Genomic DNA, 7,205 nt, shown 5'->3' with positions numbered 1-7,205 from the left:
AACCTTAGCTATTCCACGCCAGATGCCGAGGGCAACAAAAACATTTTGTTTTTTCTCTTTAAGCTTTGCTGCTTGATTATTTGCTAATGCAATATGGTTCTGAGCATAGGTGAAAGTTATTGATATAGCCAATACGGCTGTTAAAATGGATTTTAGTTTCATTGGGATGTGTATTTGTCGACTAAACTAGTAGACAAATATATGGATGTAATTGGCAAAGAAAAAATTTTTCAACAAAAATCTATAAAAACTATAGGATAAATGGAATTAATTATACCTTTGCCCCAGTTATTTTAAAATACTTATCAAGAAAGGCGGAGGGAATGGCCCTGTGAAGCCTTAGCAACCATCTAAATTTTTAGAAATGGTGCTAATTCCATCCCAGATGAATCTGGGGTAGTTAAGTCAGTTGTTTGCGTTATCCTTATAAGAACTATATGGAGCACTTCTGATTTAAGGGGTGCTTTTTTTTTGCCCTGAATGCGTTCTTGAAATTAAATTATGCATTAAATAAAATCATTCAAATGAAAAAGACAGACGAGCTGAAATCTATTAATGTAAACCTTAACGCATGCTTCCGAATGCGTGGAGTCTGTTAAAATTGCTCCATTTTAACAGGCTTTTTTAGGCTAACCATTCCTTTTTCTCTTTAAAAACAAATACACTTTTAGCCGTGGTAAAATTGTTTTACCCAAAATTATTATCCCTTTTAATTGATTATTAACTACACACTTATGTTTAAAATTTTAAAGTCAATAGCGTTTATCTTTCTGCTCTTTATTGTGCAAAAGCTTTCCGCTCAAAATGCCGCGGTTACCGGAACGGTAAAGTCGGCAGATGGTGAAACACTCCCTGGTGTTTCCATTTTAATAAAAGAAACCAAACAAGCCACCATTTCTGATGCAAAAGGAGCTTTTTCTATTCATGCACCAGATAAGGGTACATTGGTATTTTCTTATATCGGTTTTAAGAGCCAGGAAATACAGATCAATAAAAACGCCGGCCCCATTTCGATCATTCTTCAGTCAAGCGATAATGCGCTTGATGAGGTAGTGGTTACTGCATTGGGTATTTCGAGGCAGAAGAAATCGCTTGGTTATGCTGTTCAGGAATTAAAAGGACAGGATTTGGCCGAAGCTAAAGAGTCTAACCTGGTAAATGCACTGGCCGGAAAAATAGCAGGTGTAAGGGTAACCAATAGTCAGGGGAGCATGGGTTCCTCGCGTGTGGTCATCAGGGGGGAAACATCTATTGCCGGAAATAACCAGCCATTATTTGTGGTTGATGGGATTCCGGTAGATAATTCTCAGTTAAATTCGGCTGGGGCCAGAGATTATGCCAATACCATTTCAGACATTAATCCAGAAGATATAGAATCGATGAGTGTATTAAAAGGACCAAATGCCGCTGCATTATACGGTTCGAGGGCTGCGGCAGGTGTCATCCTCATTAAAACCAAAACAGGTAAATCGAAAAAAGGATTAGGCATTGCCATCAATTCAAACGCGGTTTTAGAAACCTTGCTTACGCTACCCGTGTATCAAAATGCTTTCGGTCAGGGATCGGAGGGCAAATTTAGTTATGTAGATGGTGCAGGTAAAGGCATTAACGATGGAGTAGATGAAAGCTGGGGTCCTAAATTGGATGGTAGGCTAATCCCACAATTTTATTCGAAAGGAGTAGCCGTTCCATTTGTGGCGCATCCTGATAATGTACGTGATTTCTTCCAAACCGGATATTCATTAAACAATGGGGTATCTATTGCAGATGCAGGCGAAAAGTACGACTTCCGATTATCGTACAATAACCTGAAACAGGTAGGTATAGTACCAAACTCCGGACAGGGCAAAAATTCATTTGTATTGAATACTACAATAAAAGTAACACCCAAATTAAGTTTAACCGCAAATGCAAACTACAGCAAACTTAATTCTGATAATTTACCGGGAACGGGTGGTTCGAGATCTACCAGTACCATGTTGCAGTTTACCTGGTTCGGCCGTCAGGTTGATATCAACCAATTGAAAGATTATTTGGATGAAAATGGAAAAACGTTTAACTGGAACAATAGCTATTACAGCAATCCTTATTGGGTAGCTTACGAAAATACCGTATCACAAAACCGTAGCCGGATTATTGGAAGTTTAGCGCTGAATTATAAGATTATTGATGGACTTGATTTCAATTTCAGATCAGGAACGGATTATTATAATGATAGGCGCAAAGTTAGGATTGCATATGGTACCAATGGAACGCCTTTTGGCTCTTATACTGAGAGTGCCTTTACAGTAAGTGAAAATAATACAGATGCGACATTAAACTTTAACAAACAGTTGAATGACGATTTTAGTCTTGAATTGTTAGGTGGTGGGAACATCCGCAGGCAATATATCGAGCAGAACGATCAAAGTGCGCCTAAATTGGCCATTGCAGGACTGTATACCCTTAAGAATTCACGCGATCCTTTAATTTCATCAAATAATTTATCGCGGTTAAAATCTTACAGTGTTTATGCCTCTGGACAGATTGGTTTCAGGAATTACCTTTTTGCCAACATCACGGCCCGTAACGATTGGTCATCTACCTTACCAGCGCAAAACAGATCGTATTTTTACCCATCATTTAACGGAAGTTTTGTAGCAACAGAAGCATTTGACATTAAAAGTGAAGCGCTTAACTACTTAAAAATACGTGGAGGCTGGTCTAAAGTAGGTAAAGATGCAGATCCTTATCGCTTGATCAATACTTATGCATTTAGTGCGCCATTTAACGCAAACCCTCAACTTACCACAAGTAATATCGACCTTAATCCTAACCTTAAACCAGAAACTACCACCTCAACAGAACTGGGCGTTGAGGCTGTTTTCTTTAACAAAAGGTTACGTTTCGATTTAAGTGCATATAACACCAATAGTTACAATCAGATTTTGGCTGCCGATGTAAGTCAAAGTACCGGGTTTAGTTCAAAACTGCTTAATGCCGGAAAAATAAACAACAAAGGTATAGAAGCACAGTTGGGGATTACACCAATTAAAAAACAGTTTACCTGGGATATTGATTTCAATTTTGCTGCGAATAGAAGTAGGGTAATTGAACTTGATGCTGAAAAATTATTGACGAATTATATTGTGGCTACCAACTCAGCACAGGTTATTGCTACCGTTGGACAACCTTATGGATCATTGTTCGGAACCGCCTTTTTAAGAGATGGCAATGGAAATATCATTGTAAACGCTACAGGTGCGCCAGCAACAAACCCAACCAAACAGGTACTGGGAAAATATACACCAGATTGGATTGGCGGGGTGTACAATACCTTCACGTATAAAGGCATAAGTTTAGGTGTATTGGTTGATGCGAGTATTGGTGGTTCTATCTACAATGGTACCTATGCAACAGGCACGTATACAGGAGTATTGGCTTCTACACTTCCTGGAAGAGCAACAGAATATGGCGGAATCTCATATTATTATCCGGATAATAAAAAGGAAAATAGCACCGTAAGGGTAAACGGAACCACTCCGGCAGGTGTAACGGTTTATGATGATGGGATTGTTTTTGATGGCGTAACTGCCGATGGTAAACGCAATGAAAAAGTATTGCCTGCGCAACAATATTATAAATCGTTCAGAAACATTGATGAAGCAAATATATTCGATGCTTCATATGTAAAACTCCGTGAGGTTAAATTAAGTTACAACCTGCCATCAAAATGGCTCCGCCCATTAAGTTTACAGGGCGTTTCAGTATCGCTTGTGGGACGCAATCTTTGGATTATCCACCGCAACACAGTAGATATCGATCCGGAAGTAGCTTTTAATACGGGTAACGGTCAGGGTTTAGAAAGTCTTTCTAATCCAAGCACACGCAGTTACGGTATAAACCTGAATGTTAAATTTTAATCTTACCATCATGAAAAATAAAAAACTATATATACTGGCTATTCTGGCAATTGCATTTTCATCTTGTAATAAAGAGCTTGATGAGGTAAATATTAATCCGAATGCTCCGGAAATTCCACAACCAGATTATTTACTTACTGGTACCACTAAAACTACAGCTGATACGTATTGGGGGGTAACCAATAACATGAACTCGAGTCTGCTTTTTGCACAACAATGGGCTAAAGTTCAATATACCGAAGAAGATCGTTATATCTTTTCTAACAGTAGTTTTACTTCGTTATGGTCTACCGGTTATGCGCAAAGTATTGCTGGCTTTAATAAAATTATCGAATTGGGCGATGCACAGGGCAATCCAAATTATAAAGGTGTAGCCCTGATACTGAGATCGTGGGTGTTTTTGTTACTTACCGATGCTTATGGAGATATACCGTACGCACAGGCTGGGAAAATCAAACAGTTTGTTACACCAGTTTACGATAAACAAAAGGACGTTTACTACGGTATTCTTAACGATTTAAAGACTGCACAGGCAGCTTTAGATCCAGCTTCAGGAAAAGTTATAGGGGGAGATGTGATTTATAGCGGCAATATTGCTTTATGGAAAAAGTTTGCCAATTCTTTACGCCTTCGTATCGCATTACGCATTGCAGATAAAGAGCCAGCTAAAGCTAAACAGGTAATAGATGAAATACTTGCAGAAGGTGGTACTTATATTAATAGCAAATCGGAGAATGCACAACTGTTCTACAGTGATTCACCTCAGCAAAATCCGGTAGCAGCCTCATTCGAAACCAGGAATGATTACCGGATCAGCAAAACCATTGTGGATAAACTTTTTGCACTAAATGATCCTAGGTTACCAGTTTATGCAAGCAAAACTGATAATGCTACACCTCAAACGTATGTAGGCATTCCGAATGGCTCAACAAATTCAGAAGCCAGTGCAATAGGTTTGGCAAATTCTTCCAGACCAGGAACTTATTTTTTAGCACCAAAAGCACCTGCTGTGATTTTTAGCTATGCCGAACTGCTTTTTGATAGGGCAGAAGCAGCTGCAAGAGGTTTTACTGCCGAAAATGCCGCTGATCTGTATAAACAGGCCATCAGGGCATCATTTGATCAATACAGTATTGGTGGAAGTGTTGTTGATGATTATATTAATCAGACTTCAATACAATATGATGCAGGTAATTATAAAAAATCAATCGGTGAACAAAAATGGATCGCTTTATTTGGTCAGGGGTTAGAAGCCTGGACAGAGCAGAGAAGGTTAGATTATCCGCAATTAACTGCATCTGTTAATACCGTGTTGAATGGCAARATTCCGGTACGTTTTATTTATCCAGGTTCTGAACAATCGTTAAACGGACAGAATTATAAAAATGCGGTGAGCAGTCAGGGTGCAGATTTATTAACCACCAAACTTTGGTTTGATGCTTTTTAATCCGATAGTGGTAATAGTGGTGTCAGATGTTGCCATCTGACACAAAAAACAAAAACGTCCCGGTTTAAATCGGGACGTTTTTGTTTGAAATTTTAAAGAAAGAGGTATCTCGTGTGTTGGAGTTCCTGCTTTCTTCCAGGTATTCATCTGGCTAAGTCTTCGGCAGCATTACTTGCCCTGTTTTTCAGATCTTCGGTATATCCTTTTGCTTTATCTACCCATCCCGGAGCCTTATCCAATAGCTCATCAACTATCGATTGGCCGGTAATTGGATCTTTCTTCGTGATATATTTTACACCGGCATAAACTGCGGCGCCAATAATTGCTGTTTTTAAAATTCCCATGTTCTTTCTTTTTTTTCTTAATTAAACATTTTGAGACCGTTAAAAGTTTTAGACAATTTCTTATACCGGTTGTTACATATTGTTGTTGCATGGCGCATTTTTATTCCGCTCATTTAACATTATTTTGTCGCTGTACTGCAGGATATTACGTATAATACGCTATTTATTCATTGCAATTACTAAAGTTAATAATGCCGGATAATAACAGCTGGCTTCACATTAAAAAAAGAATTTAGCTCGTTTCTCAGTTCCAAATGATTGCTTTTTAAGCAAGTAATTGCGTGGCCGGCTTGCCTCGCCATGATGAATTTTCTTAAATGCCATCGATAAACATCTGGTATGGCGATAAAAATTTTACAGATTATCACTATTAAATTTATATATTTCGAGCAAATTAACCTCCAGTAAATCGATTAAACCAAATATTGCTGCATGAATAAGAAAAAGCTGTTCAATGAAATTAAGGAGTTGAGCATCATAAATTCTTTCTCGAAACACGAACAGCTTGTACAGAGAATCATCAATGGCCTAAACCATAAGCTGATTGCTAAGGGAGATATTTTGCCTTCACCCGATTAACATTGAAAACACAAATGAACAAGTCAGATCAAATTACCGGTTACATCAAGCATGGGGCATTGGCGATTACCATTTCACTCTTTACCGTTGGCAATATTAACGCCCAAACCATTATTCCTATTGAAACCGCGCACAATGCCGTGGTATTACAGGCCGATGTAAAGAAAGATGTAAACACTATCTTTTTTGGAAAAAAACTGGCAAATAAGCAAGAATACGCCCAAGTTACTGCGCAATATAAACAGACTGAAGATTATACTGGTCAGCTAAATTCGGTGTATACACCTTCAGGATCAAGGAATTTGGTAGAACCAGCTATTAGCGTTACCCATGCCGATGGCAATAACTCACTCGATCTGAAATACGTTGATCATACCGTAACGGCTATTGATAATAATGTGAGTCTACTTAAAATCAGGTTGAAAGACCCGGTTTACAATTTCGAAGTCACCATGTTTTATAAGTCTTTTTATAAACAAGATGTAATAGAACAATGGACGGAGATTAAACATAATGAGAAAGGTACAGTGGTATTACATAAATACGCCTCGGCCAATCTGCACTTAAAATCACCACGTTTTTGGTTAAATCAGTATCATGGCGATTGGGCCAAAGAAATGCAGCCAGAACAAAGTGAAATTACCCATGGTATTAAAACTTTGGATAGCAAACTGGGTACGAGGGCAAATTTGTTTCAACCTTCTGTTTTTATGATTTCGTTAGATAAGCCTGCTGAAGAAAATGAAGGCAATGTTTTGTATGGTGCGATGGAATGGAGCGGTAATTTTAAGATCGATCTTGAGCTGGATTACCAGGATAACCTCCGCATTATTGCCGGAATGAACAATTATGCTTCGCCATACAGCTTAAAGCCAGGTGAAGTTTTTACAACCCCTGCTTTTTTGTACACTTTTTCTGATCAGGGAAAAGGAG

At 38.4% G+C, this 7,205-nt stretch carries 5 protein-coding genes and 1 riboswitch; of the genes, 4 read left to right on the top strand and 1 reads right to left on the bottom strand.

Features of this window, described 5'->3' with window-relative positions:
- Nucleotides 1-299 precede the first annotated feature (299 nt).
- A riboswitch (SAM riboswitch) is annotated at nucleotides 300-407 on the top strand.
- Nucleotides 408-734: 327 nt separating this feature from the next.
- A complete protein-coding gene (locus AC1DPQ_RS12725) occupies nucleotides 735-3,902 on the top strand; it encodes a SusC/RagA family TonB-linked outer membrane protein (protein WP_477609571.1) in 3,168 nt (1,055 codons plus the stop codon).
- A gap of 10 nt (nucleotides 3,903-3,912) precedes the next feature.
- Nucleotides 3,913-5,349 (top strand): SusD/RagB family nutrient-binding outer membrane lipoprotein, encoded by a 1,437-nt coding sequence (locus AC1DPQ_RS12720; RefSeq protein ID WP_477609569.1) that lies wholly within the window; start codon nucleotides 3,913-3,915, stop codon nucleotides 5,347-5,349.
- A gap of 143 nt (nucleotides 5,350-5,492) precedes the next feature.
- On the opposite strand, the gene AC1DPQ_RS12715 is transcribed toward AC1DPQ_RS12720, so the two are convergent.
- Nucleotides 5,493-5,693, bottom strand: coding sequence for a hypothetical protein (locus AC1DPQ_RS12715; RefSeq protein WP_036670470.1), 201 nt, complete (start codon nucleotides 5,691-5,693; stop codon nucleotides 5,493-5,495).
- A 432-nt stretch (nucleotides 5,694-6,125) separates the two neighbouring features.
- Between AC1DPQ_RS12715 and AC1DPQ_RS12710 the strand changes: the two genes are divergently transcribed.
- Together AC1DPQ_RS12710 and AC1DPQ_RS12705 are read left to right on the top strand one after the other, a co-directional pair.
- The gene (locus tag AC1DPQ_RS12710) at nucleotides 6,126-6,272 is read left to right on the top strand and encodes a hypothetical protein (RefSeq protein ID WP_477583258.1); all 147 of its coding nucleotides are present in this window, start codon (nucleotides 6,126-6,128) and stop codon (nucleotides 6,270-6,272) included.
- Between the two features lie 14 nt (nucleotides 6,273-6,286).
- The coding region (locus AC1DPQ_RS12705) for a glycoside hydrolase family 36 N-terminal domain-containing protein (RefSeq protein ID WP_477609567.1) at nucleotides 6,287-7,205 on the top strand (919 nt) is incomplete at its 3' end.

The sequence above is a fragment of the Pedobacter sp. 01T416_2 genome (assembly GCF_056398925.1).
This window is presented reverse-complemented; position numbering and strand designations above follow the sequence as displayed.